This is a genomic window from Allobosea sp. ASV33 (genome assembly GCF_016428755.1).
Taxonomy (GTDB): domain Bacteria; phylum Pseudomonadota; class Alphaproteobacteria; order Rhizobiales; family Beijerinckiaceae; genus Allobosea.
This window is the reverse complement of sequence record NZ_JAELTI010000049.1, coordinates 23,070-38,159: the sequence shown is the minus strand read 5'-3', so window position 1 is coordinate 38,159 and position 15,090 is coordinate 23,070. Positions and strand designations below refer to the sequence as shown.

Sequence of the window (15,090 nt, the reverse complement as noted above, 5' to 3'; positions counted from 1 at the left end):
CCCCCCCCCCCCCCCCCCCCCCCCCCCCCCCCCCCCCCCCCCCCCCCCCCCCCCCCCCCCCCCCCCCCCCCCCCCCCCCCCCCCCCCCCCCCCCCCCCCCCCCCCCCCCCTCTTTAAGGTTAATCGTCGGCAGCGTCAGATGTGTATAAGAGACAGGGGGTCGGGCCGCCGCCGCGACCAGCAGGGCGGCGGCAATGCCCCGGCCGCAGGCTCCACGGCCCCGGCGCAGGACGCGCCCGCCGCGCCGCCGGCCGGAACCGACGGCAACCGCCAGAACCGGCCGCGTCGCAACGGCGGCGCCTCGCCCGAAGGGGCGCCCCCCGGCGGACAGGGTTCCCCTGCCGGCGGATCGGGTGCACAAAGACCGCAAGCGCAGCCATGACGGGGCAGCCGCGATGAGCGTGTCCGCGCCTTTCATCAGCCGGCCCATCGCGACCTCCCTGCTCGGCGTCGCGGTGCTGCTCTGCGGCATCCTCGGCTATCTGCGCCTGCCGGTCTCGGCGTTGCCGCAGGTCGACTTCCCGACGATCCAGATCACCACTCAGTTGCCCGGCGCCAACCCGGAGACGATCGCCTCGCTGGTGACGGCGCCGCTAGAGCGGCAGTTCGGCCAGATCCAGGCGCTCTCGACGATGTACTCGCAGAGCTCCTTCGGGCTCAGCCAGATCACGCTGCAATTCGATCTCGACCGCGATATCGACGCGGCCGCGCAGGACGTGCAATCGGCGATCAACGCTGCAGGATCGACCCTGCCGCGCACCCTGCCCTATCCGCCGACCTATGCGAAGATCAACCCGGCCGATGCACCGATCATGGTGCTGGCGCTGACCTCGGACACGGTCTCGCTGCGCCAGCTCAGCGACCTCGCCGATACGCTGCTCTCGCCGCGCCTGTCCGAGGTTTCCGGCGTCGGCCATGTCTCGCTCGAAGGCGGCGTCCGGCCCGCGATCCGCATCCAGGCCGATCTCGCGCGGCTCGCTGCCTATGGGCTCGGCATGGAGGATCTGCGCAACGCCATCGTCGCCGCCAATGTCGCGGGCTCCAAGGGTGCGCTCGACGGCAACCATCAGGCCTACACGATCAGCGCCAACGACCAGATCGGCAGCGCGTCGGCCTATCGCGACATCGTCGTCGCCTATCGCAGCGGCGCGCCGGTCTTCCTGCGCGACGTGGCGGTGGTGCTCGAAGACCTGGAGAACAGCCGCGTCGGCGCCTGGTACAAGGGCAAGACCGCCGTCGTCCTCGACGTGATGCGCCAGCCCGGCGCCAATATCGTCACCACGGTCGCGCAGGTGAAGGAGGAGATTCCGCGCCTGAAGAGCGGCATGCCGGCCGGCGTCGAGCTCCAGGTGGTCAGCGACCGCACCGAGACGATCCGCGCCTCGATCGCGGATGTCCAGTTCACGCTGATCCTGGCCTGCGCGCTGGTTGTGCTCGTCGTGCTGCTCTTCCTGCGCACGGTGCGGGCCACGATCATCGCCGGCGTCGCGCTGCCGCTCTCGCTGATCGCGACCTTCGCGGTGATGTGGCTGGCCGGCTTCAGCCTCGACAATCTCTCGCTGATGGCGCTGACCATCGGCACCGGCTTCGTCGTCGACGATGCGATCGTGATGATCGAGAACATCGTGCGCAACATGGAGCAGGGCAAGAAGCCGCTGCGCGCAGCCTATGACGGCGCCCGCGAGATCGGCTTCACCGTGATCTCGCTGACGGTCTCGCTGATCGCGGTCTTCATCCCGTTGCTGTTCATGACCGGGCTCGTCGGCCGGATGTTCCGCGAATTCGCGCTGACGCTGACCATCGCGGTCGTGGTCTCGGCGATCGTCTCGTTGACGCTGACGCCGATGATGTGCGCGCGCCTGCTGCGCCATCACGACGGCAAGCGCGAGAACCCGCTGATGCGCCTGGCGGAATGGCCGATCTCGGCGATGGCGCGGCTCTACGAGGTCACGCTCGGCTGGGCGCTGAAGGTGCGCGGGCTCGTGCTGCTCGCGACCTTCGCCACGCTGGTGCTGACCGTGTGGATGTACATCGTCATCCCCAAGGGCTTCCTCCCGAGCCAGGATACCGGCCTGCTCAATGTCGTGCTCGAATCCTCGCCCGACGTCTCCTTCAACGAGATGAAGCGCCTGCAGGAGAAGGCGACGCAGGCCTTCGAGCAGGACCACGACGTCACCGGCGTCGTCGGCGTGCTCGGCATCGGCCAGGCCAACGCCACCTTGAACACTGCGCGCCTCACGGTGACCTTGCGACCGAAGGACGAGCGCCGGGACGACGCTGTCGTCATCGCCGAACGGCTGCGTGCGCTCGCCGCCACGATCCCCGGCATCGTGGCCTATGTCCAGCCGGTGCAGGACATCCAGATCACGACGCGCGCCAGCCGCTCGCAATACCAGTACACCCTGACCGGCGCCGACCAGGCGCAGGTGATGGAATGGGCGCGCAAGCTCTCGGAGGCGCTGCGGCGCGAGGCGATCGTGCGCAACGTCGCCAATGAGACGCAGGACGGCGGGCTCCGCGCCCGCGTCGAGATCGACCGGGCCAAGGCCGGGCGGCTCGGCATCTCCATCCAGGCCGTCGACGACACGCTCTACGACGCCTTCGGTCAGCGCCAGATCGCCACGATCTACGAGCAGTCGAACCAGTATCGCGTCATCCTGGAGGCGGCGCCGCAATATCTGCGCGATCCCAGCGCGCTCTCGAAGCTCTACGTTACCGGCAACACCAACACGCAGGGCCAGACCAATTCGGCCGGTACCACGACGGTGACGCAGAACAGCGTGCAGGTGCCGCTCTCCTCCTTCACCCGCCTGATCCGCGAGACCGCACCGCTCTCCATCGCCCATCAGGAGCAGTTCCCGGCCGCGACCGTCTCCTTCGACCTCGCGCCGGGCGAGGCGCTGGGCGATGCCGTCAAGATGATCGCGGCTGTCGAGCGCGAGATCGGCATGCCGGACGCGATCTCCGGTTCCTTCAGCGCCGATGCGGCGGAATTCAACCGCTCGCTCGCCAACCAGCCCTGGCTGATCCTCGCGGCGATCGTGACGATCTATCTCGTGCTCGGCATCCTCTACGAGAGCTATGTCCACCCGTTCACGATCCTGACGACGCTGCCTTCCGCCGGCGTCGGCGCCCTCCTCGCCCTCGTCCTGACCGGCCGCGAGCTCTCGATCGTGGCGCTGATCGGCATCATCCTGCTGATGGGCATCGTCAAGAAGAACGCGATCATGATGATCGACTTCGCGCTGGAGGCCGAACGGCATGAGGGCCTCTCGCCGGAGGAGGCCATCGTCAAGGCCTGCCTGCTGCGCTTCCGGCCGATCATGATGACGACGCTGGCGGCCCTGCTCGGCGCCTTGCCGCTGGCGCTGGCGACCGGCACCGGCAGCGAGTTGCGCCAGCCGCTCGGTATCACCATCGTCGGCGGCCTGCTGCTCAGCCAGTTGCTGACGCTCTACACCACGCCGGTGATCTATCTCGCGCTGGAAAACCTGCGCCGACGCCTCGGCGGCGGGCCGGACGGCGTCGTGCCCTATCCCGATCCGGAGGCGGCCGAATGAGCGCCGCCCCGGGCCAGGACGACGAGGACAAGGGCTGGAAATCGGTCCGGGGCCTCTCGGACGCCTTCATCCTGCGCCCCGTCGGCACGACGCTGATGGCGATCGGCCTCTTCCTGGTCGGCATGGTCGCCTACATCTTCCTGCCGGTGGCGAGCCTGCCGAGCGTCGACTTCCCGACGATCCGCGTCTTCGCCAGCCGGCCCGGCGCCGATCCCGCGACCATGGCCGGCAGCGTCGCCGCGCCGCTGGAGCGCAGGCTGGGCTCGATCCCCGGCGTCACCGAGATCACCTCGACGAGCTCGCTCGGCTCGACCTCGATCGTGCTGCAATTCGACCTGACGCGGAACACCGACAGTGCCGCCCGCGACGTCCAGGCCGCACTGAACGCCGCCGCGACCGACCTGCCCGGCGACCTGCCGACCTTGCCGCAATTCCGCAAGGCCAATCCCAACGCCGCGCCGATCCTGATCCTCGCCCTGACCTCCGACACGATGACGCCGAGCGCGATGTACGACGCCGCCGACACCGTCATCGCCCAGCGCATCTCCCAGGTGGAGGGTGTCGGCGAGGTCACTGTCGCCGGCGCCGAGCAACCGGCGATCCGCGTCCGCGTCGATCCTGCCCAGCTCGCCGCCATGGGCCTGAGCCTCGACACGATCCGCACGGCGATCGTCAACGCCAACACCGTCTCGGCGGTCGGTTCCTTCGACGGCGGCCGCTTGAGCGAGACGCTCTCCGCCAACAACCAGATCCGCGACCCCGCCGATTACGGCAATATCGTCGTGCGTTCGGCCAGGGGCACGGTGGTCCGGCTCGCCGATGTCGCGACGGTCGAGCGCGGCGTGCGCAACAGCCGCGCCGCCGGCTGGTACAACGGCAAGCCGGCGATCTTGATCACCCTCACCAAGCAGGCCGACGCGAATGTCATCGACACCGTCGACCGGGTGAAGGCGCTGCTGCCTGAAATTCAGCGCTGGGTGCCGGCCGGCCTCGCAATCTCGATCATGTCGGACCGTACGGTGACGATCCGCGCCTCGATCACCGATATCCAGCACACGCTGCTGATCTCCATCGCGCTCGTGATGCTGGTCGTCTTCCTGTTCCTGCGGCGCACGACCCTGACCATCGCGGCCGGCGTCACCGTGCCGCTCTCGATCGCCGGCACCTTCTGCGCGATGTGGCTCGCCGGCTTCACGCTCGACAACCTCTCGCTGATGGCGGTGACGATCTCCGTCGGCTTCGTCGTCGACGACGCCATCGTCATGATCGAGAACATCGAGCGCAACGTCGCCCGGGGCATGTCGCCGCTGCGTGCCGCCCTGCTCGGCGCCGGCCAAATCGGCTTCACCGTGGTCTCGATCAGCCTGTCCCTGATCGCGGCCTTCATCCCGCTCTTCTTCATGGATGGGGTGGCCGGCCGCTTCTTCCGCGAGTTCACGCTGACTCTGACCTTCGCGATCCTCGTCTCGACCGTGGTCTCGCTCAGCGTCACGCCGATGGTCTGCGCGCATTTCCTCAAGGCCGGCCCGCATCGCGAGAACCGTTTCGACCGGGTCGTCGAGCGCGTGCTCTCGGCGATGACGGGCTTCTATGGCCGCACGCTCACGGTCGTCCTGCGCCATAGCTGGCTGATGCTCGTCGTGATGCTCGCGACGGTGGCGCTGACCGTGCAGATGTTCCGCAGCGCGCCGAAGGGTTATTTTCCGCAGGACGATACCGGGCTGATCATCGGCTTCACCCAGGCCTCGACCGACATCTCCTTCCCGGCGATGGCGCAGCTCCAGCAACAGGGCGCGGCCATCGTCGCCGCAGACCCCGCCGTCTTAGGCGTCGCCTCCTTCATCGGCGGCGGCGGCTCGGTGAATACCGGACGCTTCTTCGTCAGCCTGAAGCCGCCGGAAGAGCGCGGCCTGAGCTCGGCCCAGGTGGTCAATCGCCTGCGCGGCCGCCTGTCCTCGATCCCCGGCCTGCGCATCTTCCTGACGCCGATCCAGGATGTCCGCGCCGGCGGGCGGCAGGGCCGCTCGCAATACCAGTTCACGCTCTGGGACCCGAACCTGCCAGAACTGGAGGAATGGGTGCCCAAGGTGCTGGAGAAGCTGCGCACCTTGCCCGAGCTCGTCGATGTCTCGACCGATCGCGAGCAGGGCGGCCTGCAGGCCGATGTCGTGATCGACCGCAACAAGGCCTCGCAGCTCGGCGTCGCGATCCAGGCCATCGACAACGTGCTGTCCGATGCCTTCAGCCAGCGCCAGATCTCGACGATCTACGGCGCGCGCAACCAGTATCGCGTCGTGCTCGAAGTCGCGCCCTCGCGCAGCCGCGACCCCAGCGACATCCTCGATCTCTATGTGCCCGGCCGCAACGGCGCTCAGGTACCGATGCGCAGCCTGGTCAAGGTCGAGCGCGGCACGGCCCCGCTCGTGATCAACCATCAGGGTCAGTTCCCGGCCGTGACGATCACCTATGATCTCGCGCCCGGCGTCGGCATCCAGGAGGCGAGCGATGCCGTCGTCGCCGCGGTCGAAGGGCTGCACATGCCGGCGTCGCTCAGAGCGGAATTCGCGGGCGACGCCAAGGCGTTCTCGCAGGGTGCCGGCAGCCAGGGCGTAATGATCCTCGTCGCGATCCTCGCCGTCTACATCATCCTCGGCGTGCTCTACGAGAGCCTGATCCACCCGGTCACGATCCTCTCGACCCTGCCATCGGCGGGGCTCGGCGCATTGATCGCGCTCAGGATCGCCGGCGCGGACCTCACGATCATCGCCTTCATCGGCATCATCCTGCTGATCGGCATCGTCAAGAAGAACGGCATCATGATGGTCGACTTCGCCATCGGCGCCGAGCGCCAGCGCGCCCTGCCCTCGCGCGAGGCGATCTTCGAGGCCTGCCTGGAGCGCTTCCGGCCGATCCTGATGACGACGCTTTCGGCCATGCTGGGTGCCGTACCGCTAATGATCGCGACCGGCCCGGGCGCGGAACTGCGGCGCCCGCTCGGCATCACCATCGTCGGCGGCCTGATCCTCAGCCAGATCCTGACGCTCTACACCACGCCCGTCATCTATCTCTGGATGAGCAGGCTGGGCCGGCGCCGCCGGGCGGCTCCGCCCGAGCCGATCGGGACCACCCCGCTGCAAGGCGACGCCGGCCGGAGCTGACCGGCGATGGCGGGCGGTTGCAACATCGCCGGCCGCCCGGAACCGCGAAGACGTCAGGCCGCGCCGACGCCGCCGAAAACCATCCGGCCGCGATGGAAGGTCGCGCTGCGCTCCGGCAGGCGGGCGACGGCCTCGGCCGAGCAGCTCGCCGGAACCAGCGTGAAATCGGCGGCATCGCCGGCCTTCGGCCAGGCCCGCTCGCCCTTGTCGGAGAGCGGCAGCACGCCGCCGGTCGCGATCGCCAGCGAACGGGACAGGCGGAACTCGTCGCTGCCGCGATAGAGCTGCGCGTAGAGATTGGCCTTTTCGAGCATGTCGGCACGGCCGAAGGGCGACCAGTGATCGGTGACGCTGTCGGTGCCGGTCATCACGAAGACGCCCTTAGCGCTGAGCTGCGGCAGCGGCATGGTCGAGGCGCCGAGCGGCACGGTCGAGGCGATCGTCATGCCCTGCGCGGCCATGCGCGTGGCCGCTTCATCGAGGGCGCCGGGCGCCATCGTGGCGAGCGCGAAGGCGTGGCTGATCGTGACCTTGTTGCGCAAAGCCGGGTTCTTCTCGACGGTCGCGATCATGTGCAGGATCGCGGCGACGCCGGCCGGGCTGGTCTCGTGCAGGTGGATGTCGACGCCGGTGCCAGTGTCGAGCGCGATCTGGAACATCGCGTCGAGCGACTTCTCCATGGCGCCGTCGACATTGGTCGGGTCGAGACCGCCGACATAGGCGACGCCCATGCTCATCGCCTCGCGCATCAGCTTGTCGACTTTCGAGAGGAGGAGGCCATGCTGCGGGAAGGCCACGATCTCGCAGGAGAAATCGTCGCGGTGGTTCTCCAGCGCGCGCTTCAGATGCTCGAGGCTCTTCAGCCCGCTGACCGGGTCGATATTGCAATGGCTGCGGGCGACCGTGGTGCCCTTCGATTGCAGCAGCGCGATAAGCTGCTCGGCATGCTCCTGCGAGTCCGGCAGCAATTGCGGGATCAGCTTCTCCTCGCGGGCGATCATGTCGAGGATCGTCTTGCCCTGCCGCGGCAGCGGCGCCTGCCAGGGGCGGCCATAGAAGGTCTTGTCGAGATGGATGTGCATGTCGCGCATCGCAGGCAGGGCGAGCTCGCCATTGGCCTCGTAGCTCGGCACGCCCGCCGACAGCGCCGCACCTGCCGCATGGATCGCGGCGATCTTGCCGGCCTTGATCTCAAGGGCGTACAGGCCCGAGCGCGTGCCCGTGATGACGTCGCCGTCATGGACGAAGCCCTCTTCGAGCCGGACATTGGTCAGGAGGTAGTGCTGCTCGGTCGGGGTACGCTTACTCCCCTCGGCCGCAGGCTTGGCGGATGCGGGCTTGGTCGCGGCCGGCTGCGCCTTCGCAGCCCCACCCGGCAGCCCCGCCATCACGGCGCAGGCGGTGGCGAGGCCACCCGTCCGGCCGATGAACGAACGCCTGCTCTGATGATGTGCCAGTTCCATGGTCGCCGCCTCCTTGTGATTGTTGCGGACGGCATAAGCCCGAACCCGGGGATTTGGCAGCGATATTTGGCAATGCTGACTATTGAGACAGCCAATGCTGACGCCTTTCATACGCCGAGATGACAATAGGCGACCAGCCGTTCGGCCAGGATCGCGGTCGAGGCCGGCGCGTCGTCGCGGTAATACAGCGCGAGTTCGAAATCGGTGATCTCGGCGAATCCCTCGGCCATGCCGAGAACCCTGTGGCCGGGCAGGCGGCAGCTCGCGGGCAGCAAGGTCATGCCGAGCCCGGCCGCGGAGGCAGCGGCCAGCGCCGCGAGGCTGCCGCTGCAATAGCCGATGCGCCAGCGCACGCCGAGCGCGTCGAGCGCCTGGCACAACTCGTCGCGATAGAGCCCGCCGAGCGGGAACATCGCGAGCGAGACCGGCGCGCGCTCGATCGCCGGATGCGCCAGGCTGTCGAGCCAGAGCAAGGGCTCGCGCCTTGCCGCGCGTGGCGGCTGTCCGCGCCGCTGCTTCACCAGCACGAGGTCGAGCTCCTCGCGCTCGTAGGCGCTGCGCAGATCGGCGCTCAGGCCGCTGCTGACATCGAGCCGCAGATGCGGATGCTGGCGGCCGAAATCCGCCAGCAGATCGATGGTCGGCACGGCGAAATCCTCGGGCATCCCCAACCGCAGCACGCCGTCCCGCCAGACGCCGGTCAGCGCGTCATGCGCCTCCTCGTTGAGGGCGATGATCCGGCGCGCATAGCTCAGCAGCCGCTCCCCCTCCTCGGTGAGATGGACCTGATGCGAAGAGCGTTCCAAGAGCGGGCAGCCGAGCAGGTCCTCCAGCCGCTTGACCTGCAGGCTGACGGTGGATTGCGACAGCGAGACCCGGTCGGCCCCACGCGTGAAGCTCAGCGTCTCGCAGACCGCGACGAAGCTGATGAGCACCTGCGGATTGAACATCGGATAGCGATTCATGCGTGCATCGCTCCCGGCTCCGCGTACAGCGTGATTACCCCGACACCCGGTTTGGGGGCAACGCGGTGCATGGTTCTTGAGAGGCGGCCTTCATTTCTGGTCGAAGGCAGCACCGGCGAGCAGGCCGCCGGCGCCCGGGCGGATCGGCGCCGAGCCCGGCCGCAGGCGAGGCGGTTCACTCGGTCCCGTAGAAATCGTCTTCCCGTGCGTTGAGCATGCCGGCGAGCGTCCGCAAGGCGGCGTCGAGCTGTTCCATCGCCGGGGCCGCCAGCGCCAGCCTGACCGCGTTCGGCGCATGGCCGGGCGAGACCGCGAAGGTGGTCGAGGGCGTCAGCGCGATATCGCGCCGGGCCGCAGCCGCGACGAAGCTCTGCGAGCGCCAGTGCGGCGGCAAGGTGAGCCACAGATGGTAGCATCTGTCATTGGCCTGGATCTCGAACCCGGCGAGGCGCTCGGCCGCCAGCTTCTGGCGCGCCCGGGCGTCGCGGCGCTTCAACCTGACGAGTTCGGCGATCGTGCCGTCCGCCATCATTCGCTGCGCGGCCGCGAAGGCGAAGCCCGACGCCGCCCACCCGCCCGAGCGCACCGCGGCGGCCACGCCTTCGCGCAGTTGCGCGGGCGGCACGACGAAGCCGAGCGTCAGGCCGGGCGCCGCCTTCTTCGACAGGCTGTCGAGGACGATGCAGCGCTCGGGGGCCAACGCCGCGAGCGGCGGCGCGTCGTCGAGGAAGCCGTAGATATTGTCCTCGATGACCGGGAGGTCGAGCGCCTCGACGACGCGCAGGAGATCGGTCCGACGCGCCGCCGGCATCGTCGTGCCCAGCGGATTCTGCACCGCCGGCTGGATATAGATCGCCGAGAGATGAGCCTCGCGATGCGCCTTCTCCACGGCATCGGGCCGCACGCCACCTTCGTCCATCGCCAGCGGCACCAGCCCGATGCCGAGCCGGGCGGCGATGCCCTTGATGAAGGGATAGGTCAGGGCCTCGACCCCGCAGCGGCCGCCCGTCGGCACGGTTGCGGCGAGCGCCGCGGCGATCGACTGGCGCCCATTGCCGGTGAAGACGAGGTGCTCGGGCGCTGGAGACCACGCACCTTGCGACAGATAGGCGGCCGCAATGCTCCGAGCCGCCGGCGTGCCGACGCTGGTGCCCTGCTTCAGCGCGGCGTCGAGCACCGCCGGCTGGTCGAGCCCGGCCAGGCTCCTGGCGATCAGCGCCGTCTGGTCGGCCAGCAGCGGATAGTTGAACTCGAGATCGATGCGGGCGCCGTGCGGCTCGCCGGGGGCGGCCACGCCGCGCCTGGCCTCGCCCGAGATGAAGGTCCCGCGCCCGACCTCGCCGACCACGAGCCCGCGGCGCAGCAACTCGGTATAGACACGGCTCGCGGTGGAAACGGCGATATTGCGCTCATAGGCGAAGCTGCGCTGCGGCGGCAGGCGGTCCCCCGGCTTGAGACGGCCGTCGTCGATCTCCGCGGCAATGGCGTCGGCGAGCTGCAGGTAATCGGCTTTCGGCATAATTGCACCGAGATCAATGTTTCGATTGCTCTGAATATCGTATCGGATCATTTTGCCTGCATCAACCGATTGCTTCGGGGGCGGCGGGAATGCCGTCTGTCGATGCGTGGACGCTCCGCTAGGCGCCTGCGCAGGTGATGCCGCGCGGCCCGAAGCGAGCCACAGGAGAACGGATATGGCTGCGCTCCTCGCGACCATCGCTCGGCCCATAATCAGCGGGACATTCGTCACGCCTTCCAAACTGCTCGGCGCCTGCTGCCGCGCGATTGCCCGCTATTTTGCCCGCCGGGAGGCCATTGCGCGGCTCCGCGAGTTCAGCGATGCCGAACTGCGCGATATCGGGCTCGCACGGAGCGAGATAGAACCGGCGGTTCGCGGCCTCGAACCTCGCCTTCCCGACTGGCCGAGGCGGTGACGATGACCGGTGGTGCAGCAGCGCTCGACCTGACGCTCACGGCGGCCCTGGTCGCCTTTGCCGGCGTTTTCCTGATCAGCTTCATGAAGGGCGCCTTCGGCGGCGGCTTCGCCATCGTCGGCATCCCGCTCCTGTCCTTCGTGATGGACCCGGTCACGGCCGGCGGGCTGCTCGCACCGCTCTTCGTCGCGATGGATCTCTATGCCCTGCGCTACTGGAAGGCCTCGACCTGGTCGAAGCCCGATCTCAGGCTGCTCCTGCCGGGCCTCGTGGCCGGGATCGGCTTCGGCTACCTGGTCTTCCGCTTCCTCGACCATCGCGCCATCGCCATCGTCATGGCGGTGATCACGCTGGTCTTCGTCGGGCTCTGGTTCCTGCGGGGCGCGGAGGTAAAGGCCCGCCCGCGCTCGGCGCCGAAGGCGGTCGCGGCCGGTTTCGCCTCGGGCGTCACCACCATGGTCGCCCATTCCGGCGGACCGCCGCTGGCGATGTATCTGCTGCCGCTCGGCCTGAGCAAGGAGATCTATGCCGGCACGACCAGCCTGTTCTTTACCGTCGGCAATCTCTTGAAGGCGGGGCCGTGGCTGCTCGTGGCGCCTCCGACCCATCAGGTCTGGCTGCTGATGGCGATCTGCCTCTTCGCGATTCCGTCCGGGGTCTGGCTGGGCTGGCGGCTGCATGGTGCCCTGGACCAGCGCCAGATCTACCGCGCCTGTTACGGCCTGTTGGTTATCACCGCGCTGAAGCTGCTCTGGGACGGCGTTTCGGGCTACCTGTGAGGCTGCGACGAAGCGAAGGCGTTGCCGGCCCTGGACCGACTTGCCGGCTCAGGCCTCCCAATAGGGCGGAGCGCCGAAAGCCTGGCGCAGGCAATCCGCGAAGGCGCGCAGCTTGGCCGATGGCCGGCGGCCCTCGGGATGCGCCAGGTAGATGGCCTCCACCTCCGGCTGTAGGCCGATATCGACGATGCCGAGCCGGCCGCTGCGGATATCGGCCCCGGCGATGAACAGGGGCAGCAGGGCGATGCCCAGTCCCGCCAGCGCCGCATCCCGCATCATGTCGCCGTTATTGACCCGCAGGCTGGGACGCCCGCGCACGCTGACCGCCCCTTCCGGGCCATGGAAGCGCCAGTCGCCGCTGCCGCGGTTGGTATAGAAGATGCCGTCATGTCCATCGAGCGCGGCCGCCGAGGCCGGGCTGCCGCGACGCGCCAGATAATCGGGAGCAGCGACCAGCACCCTGCGGCTCGGCGCCAGCGTCCAGGCGACGAGGCGCGAATCCGCGATCGACCCATGGCGCAGCACGGCATCGTAGCTGTCCGCGCCCGCCTCGACCCGCCGGTCGTCGAGATCGAGCGTCAGCGCGATCTCGGGATGCCGTGCGAGAAAAGGGTAGATCGCGGGGCCGAGATGCATGCGGCCGAAGGTGACCGGCGCCGAGATCAGCAGCGGTCCGGCCAGCGTGCCGCGGCGCTCGGCCATGTCGGCCGCCGCCTCCTCGACCTCACGGGCGATGCGCGTGGCGCGTTCGAGAAAAGCCGCGCCATCCTCGGTGAGCGTCAGCCGGCGGGCGCTGCGATGCAGGAGCGTGGCGCCGAGGCTGTGCTCCAGTTCGGCCAGGCGATCGCTCACCACCGATTTCGAGAGGCGCAGGCGACGCGCGGCTTCGCTCAGCGAGCCGGCTTCCGCGATGGCGACGAAGGTCGCGATACCGTCGAGCTTCAACATCGTTCGGTTTTTCCGGACTTCAATTTCGCCGATGCGATGCTAATCCGAACGGAAAGCGAATGCTACGTTGCGTCATGCCAAACGGGGCTGACAGAGACGGTCATGGTCGACCGCCCTCCCGGCAGGCGGGAGATGGGTCATGTTGAAAATCGCCTTGACGCTCGGCGCCCTCGCTTTGGCGGCCCCCGCGGTCGCGCAGGTTCCCGACTTTCCGAATACCTTCAAGACGCAGGAGATCGCCACCAACGGCGCCACCATCCATGTCCGCGTCGGCGGCCAGGGGCCCGCGGTCGTGCTGCTGCACGGTTATGGCGAGACCGGCGACATGTGGGCGCCGATGGCGGCCGACCTGGCGAAGAACTACACCGTCGTCGTACCGGACCTGCGCGGGCTGGGCCTGTCGTCCAAGCCGGCCTCCGGCTTCGACAAGAAGACCCAGGCCGGCGATGTCGCCGGCGTGCTCGACGCCCTCAAGATCGAGCGGGCAGATCTGGTGACGCACGACATCGGCAACATGGTCGGCTTCGCCTTCGCCGCGCAGCATCCGCAGCGCGTACGCCGCTTCGCCCTGATCGACGCACCGGTGCCCGGCGTCGGCCCTTGGGAGGAGATCCTGAAGAACCCGCTGCTCTGGCATTTCCGCTTCGGCGGGCCCGACATGGAGCGGCTGGTCGCGGGGCGCGAGCGTATCTATCTCGACCGCTTTTGGAACGAGTTCTCGGCGACGCCCGCCCGCTTCTCCGAGGCTTCGCGCGAGCATTATGCCAAGCTCTACGCCCTGCCCGGCGCGATGCATTCGGGCTTCGCCCAGTTCGCCGCCTTCGACCAGGACGCCGTCGACAACCGCGCCTATCTCGCGGCCGGCGGCAAGCTCGCCATGCCGGTGCTCGCGATCGGCGGCGAGAAGTCGTTCGGCGCCGGGATGGCGGCGGTGATGCGGGCGGCGGCGAACGACGTCACCGAAGGCGTCATCCCCGATTCCGGCCACTGGATCATGGAAGAAAATCCGGCCGCCACCGTCACCATGGTCCGCGCCTTCCTCGACAAGGCAGGCTGATCGATCCGCAAGGCTCTGAAAAAGGGGAGGCGCCACGCGCCTCCCCTTTTTGCATCGGCAGACACGGCCCGTCCCGAAACGGCGGCTCTTCAAAAACCGGGCCCCGCGCCGCATAAACGAGGGCGACGCGAAGGGAATCAGGCATGAAGACGATCAAGGGACCGGCGATCTTCCTCGCCCAGTTCGCGGGCGATGCCGCACCGTTCGACAGCCTCTCCGGCATCGCCCGCTGGGCCGCGGGGCACGGCTACAAGGGCGTCCAGATCCCGAGCTGGGACGCAAGGCTTATCGACCTGCGCAAAGCCGCCGAAAGCAAGACTTATTGCGACGAGGTCAAGGGCATTCTCGGCGAGGCCGGCGTGGAGCTGACCGAGCTCTCGACCCATCTCCAGGGCCAGCTCGTCGCGGTGCATCCAACCTATGACCTCGCCTTCGACGGCTTCGCTGCGCCGCAGGTGCGGGGTAATCCGCAGGCCCGTCAGGCCTGGGCCGTCGAGCAGCTGATGCTGGCGGCGCAGGCCTCGCGCAATCTGGGCCTCAAGGCGCATGCCACCTTCTCCGGCGCCCTCGCCTGGCCCTTCGTCTATCCCTGGCCGCAGCGCCCCGCCGGCCTGGTCGAGACCGCCTTCGGGGAACTCGCGAAACGCTGGCGCCCGATCCTCGACGCCTTCGACGAGGCCGGCGTCGATCTCTGCTACGAGATCCATCCCGGCGAGGATCTGCATGACGGCATCACCTTCGAGATGTTCCTGGAGCGCGTCGGCAACCATCCGCGCTGCAACATCCTCTACGATCCCAGCCATTTCCTGCTGCAGCAGCTCGACTACCTCGCCTTCATCGACATCTATCGCAAGCGGATCCGGATGTTCCATGTGAAGGATGCCGAGTTCAATCCGAGCGGGCGGCAGGGGGTCTATTCCGGTTTCCAGCCCTGGGCGGAGCGCGCCGGGCGCTTCCGCTCGCTCGGCGACGGGCAGGTCGATTTCGGCGGAATCTTCTCGAAGCTGACCCAATACGGCTTCGACGGCTGGGCCGTGCTCGAATGGGAATGCTGCATCAAGGATTCCGAGCAGGGCGCGGCGGAAGGCGCGCCCTTCATCGCCAGCCACCTGATCAAGGCGGTGGAGCGCGCCTTCGACGATTTCGCCGCGAGCGGCATCGACGAAGCCGCCAATCGAGTGCTGCTGGGCCTCGACCGCTGACGCTCCGGCGCCGGAACGAGAGCG

At 68.5% G+C, this 15,090-nt stretch carries 10 protein-coding genes and 1 pseudogene; 7 read left to right on the top strand and 4 right to left on the bottom strand.

Features of this window, described 5'->3' with window-relative positions:
- From JHD80_RS15480 to JHD80_RS15470, 3 genes and pseudogenes are all read left to right on the top strand, one after another.
- Positions 1–382: pseudogene (locus JHD80_RS15480) on the top strand (hypothetical protein); the annotation flags it as partial.
- Positions 383–395: 13 nt separating this feature from the next.
- Complete coding sequence (locus JHD80_RS15475; RefSeq protein ID WP_199088887.1) at positions 396–3,560, top strand: efflux RND transporter permease subunit; 3,165 nt, start codon at positions 396–398, stop codon at positions 3,558–3,560.
- Positions 3,557–6,718 (top strand): efflux RND transporter permease subunit, encoded by a 3,162-nt coding sequence (locus JHD80_RS15470; protein ID WP_199088883.1) that lies wholly within the window; start codon positions 3,557–3,559, stop codon positions 6,716–6,718. The genes JHD80_RS15475 and JHD80_RS15470 overlap by 4 nt, the downstream gene beginning before the upstream one ends.
- 53 nt (positions 6,719–6,771) lie before the next feature.
- Here the strand turns inward: JHD80_RS15470 and JHD80_RS15465 are convergent, their stop codons facing one another.
- The 3 genes from JHD80_RS15465 to JHD80_RS15455 all read right to left on the bottom strand — a co-directional run bounded on the left by JHD80_RS15465 (position 6,772) and on the right by JHD80_RS15455 (position 10,665).
- Positions 6,772–8,181, bottom strand: coding sequence for an amidohydrolase family protein (locus tag JHD80_RS15465; protein WP_199088881.1), 1,410 nt, complete (start codon positions 8,179–8,181; stop codon positions 6,772–6,774).
- A 107-nt stretch (positions 8,182–8,288) separates the two neighbouring features.
- A complete protein-coding gene (locus JHD80_RS15460; RefSeq protein WP_199088879.1) occupies positions 8,289–9,146 on the bottom strand; it encodes a LysR family transcriptional regulator in 858 nt (285 codons plus the stop codon).
- Positions 9,147–9,321: 175 nt separating this feature from the next.
- Positions 9,322–10,665: an aminotransferase-like domain-containing protein gene (locus JHD80_RS15455; RefSeq protein WP_199088877.1), complete on the bottom strand. Its 1,344-nt coding sequence runs from the start codon at positions 10,663–10,665 to the stop codon at positions 9,322–9,324.
- 175 nt (positions 10,666–10,840) lie between these two features.
- On the opposite strand from JHD80_RS15455, the gene JHD80_RS15450 reads away from it, so the two are divergent.
- Positions 10,841–11,080, top strand: a complete 240-nt coding sequence (locus JHD80_RS15450) for a DUF1127 domain-containing protein (RefSeq protein WP_199088875.1) — start codon at positions 10,841–10,843, stop codon at positions 11,078–11,080.
- A gap of 2 nt (positions 11,081–11,082) precedes the next feature.
- Positions 11,083–11,859 carry a sulfite exporter TauE/SafE family protein gene (locus JHD80_RS15445; RefSeq protein WP_199088873.1) on the top strand — a complete coding sequence of 259 codons (777 nt, stop codon included), beginning with the start codon at positions 11,083–11,085 and terminating at the stop codon, positions 11,857–11,859.
- Positions 11,860–11,907: 48 nt separating this feature from the next.
- Here JHD80_RS15445 and JHD80_RS15440 read toward each other — a convergent pair whose 3' ends face one another.
- Entirely contained in the window at positions 11,908–12,807 is a 900-nt protein-coding gene (locus JHD80_RS15440) for a LysR family transcriptional regulator (protein ID WP_199088872.1), read from the bottom strand.
- A 139-nt stretch (positions 12,808–12,946) separates the two neighbouring features.
- Here JHD80_RS15440 and JHD80_RS15435 point away from each other — a divergent pair, with 139 nt between their 5' ends.
- Both JHD80_RS15435 and JHD80_RS15430 read left to right on the top strand, forming a co-directional pair.
- Complete coding sequence (locus tag JHD80_RS15435; RefSeq protein ID WP_199088870.1) at positions 12,947–13,864, top strand: alpha/beta fold hydrolase; 918 nt, start codon at positions 12,947–12,949, stop codon at positions 13,862–13,864.
- 143 nt (positions 13,865–14,007) lie between these two features.
- A complete protein-coding gene (locus JHD80_RS15430) occupies positions 14,008–15,066 on the top strand; it encodes a sugar phosphate isomerase/epimerase family protein (RefSeq protein ID WP_199088868.1) in 1,059 nt (352 codons plus the stop codon).
- Positions 15,067–15,090 lie beyond the last annotated feature (24 nt).

What these genes read in the sequence shown, in the direction of transcription:
- JHD80_RS15475 (WP_199088887.1), top strand. Translation starts at nt 396, where the DNA reads ATGAGCGTGTCCGCGCCTTTCATCAGCCGGCCCATCGCGACCTCCCTG.
- JHD80_RS15470 (WP_199088883.1), top strand. Translation starts at nt 3,557, where the DNA reads ATGAGCGCCGCCCCGGGCCAGGACGACGAGGACAAGGGCTGGAAATCG.
- JHD80_RS15465 (WP_199088881.1), bottom strand. Translation starts at nt 8,181, where the DNA reads ATGGAACTGGCACATCATCAGAGCAGGCGTTCGTTCATCGGCCGGACG.
- JHD80_RS15460 (WP_199088879.1), bottom strand. Translation starts at nt 9,146, where the DNA reads ATGAATCGCTATCCGATGTTCAATCCGCAGGTGCTCATCAGCTTCGTC.
- JHD80_RS15455 (WP_199088877.1), bottom strand. Translation starts at nt 10,665, where the DNA reads ATGCCGAAAGCCGATTACCTGCAGCTCGCCGACGCCATTGCCGCGGAG.
- JHD80_RS15450 (WP_199088875.1), top strand. Translation starts at nt 10,841, where the DNA reads ATGGCTGCGCTCCTCGCGACCATCGCTCGGCCCATAATCAGCGGGACA.
- JHD80_RS15445 (WP_199088873.1), top strand. Translation starts at nt 11,083, where the DNA reads ATGACCGGTGGTGCAGCAGCGCTCGACCTGACGCTCACGGCGGCCCTG.
- JHD80_RS15440 (WP_199088872.1), bottom strand. Translation starts at nt 12,807, where the DNA reads ATGTTGAAGCTCGACGGTATCGCGACCTTCGTCGCCATCGCGGAAGCC.
- JHD80_RS15435 (WP_199088870.1), top strand. Translation starts at nt 12,947, where the DNA reads ATGTTGAAAATCGCCTTGACGCTCGGCGCCCTCGCTTTGGCGGCCCCC.
- JHD80_RS15430 (WP_199088868.1), top strand. Translation starts at nt 14,008, where the DNA reads ATGAAGACGATCAAGGGACCGGCGATCTTCCTCGCCCAGTTCGCGGGC.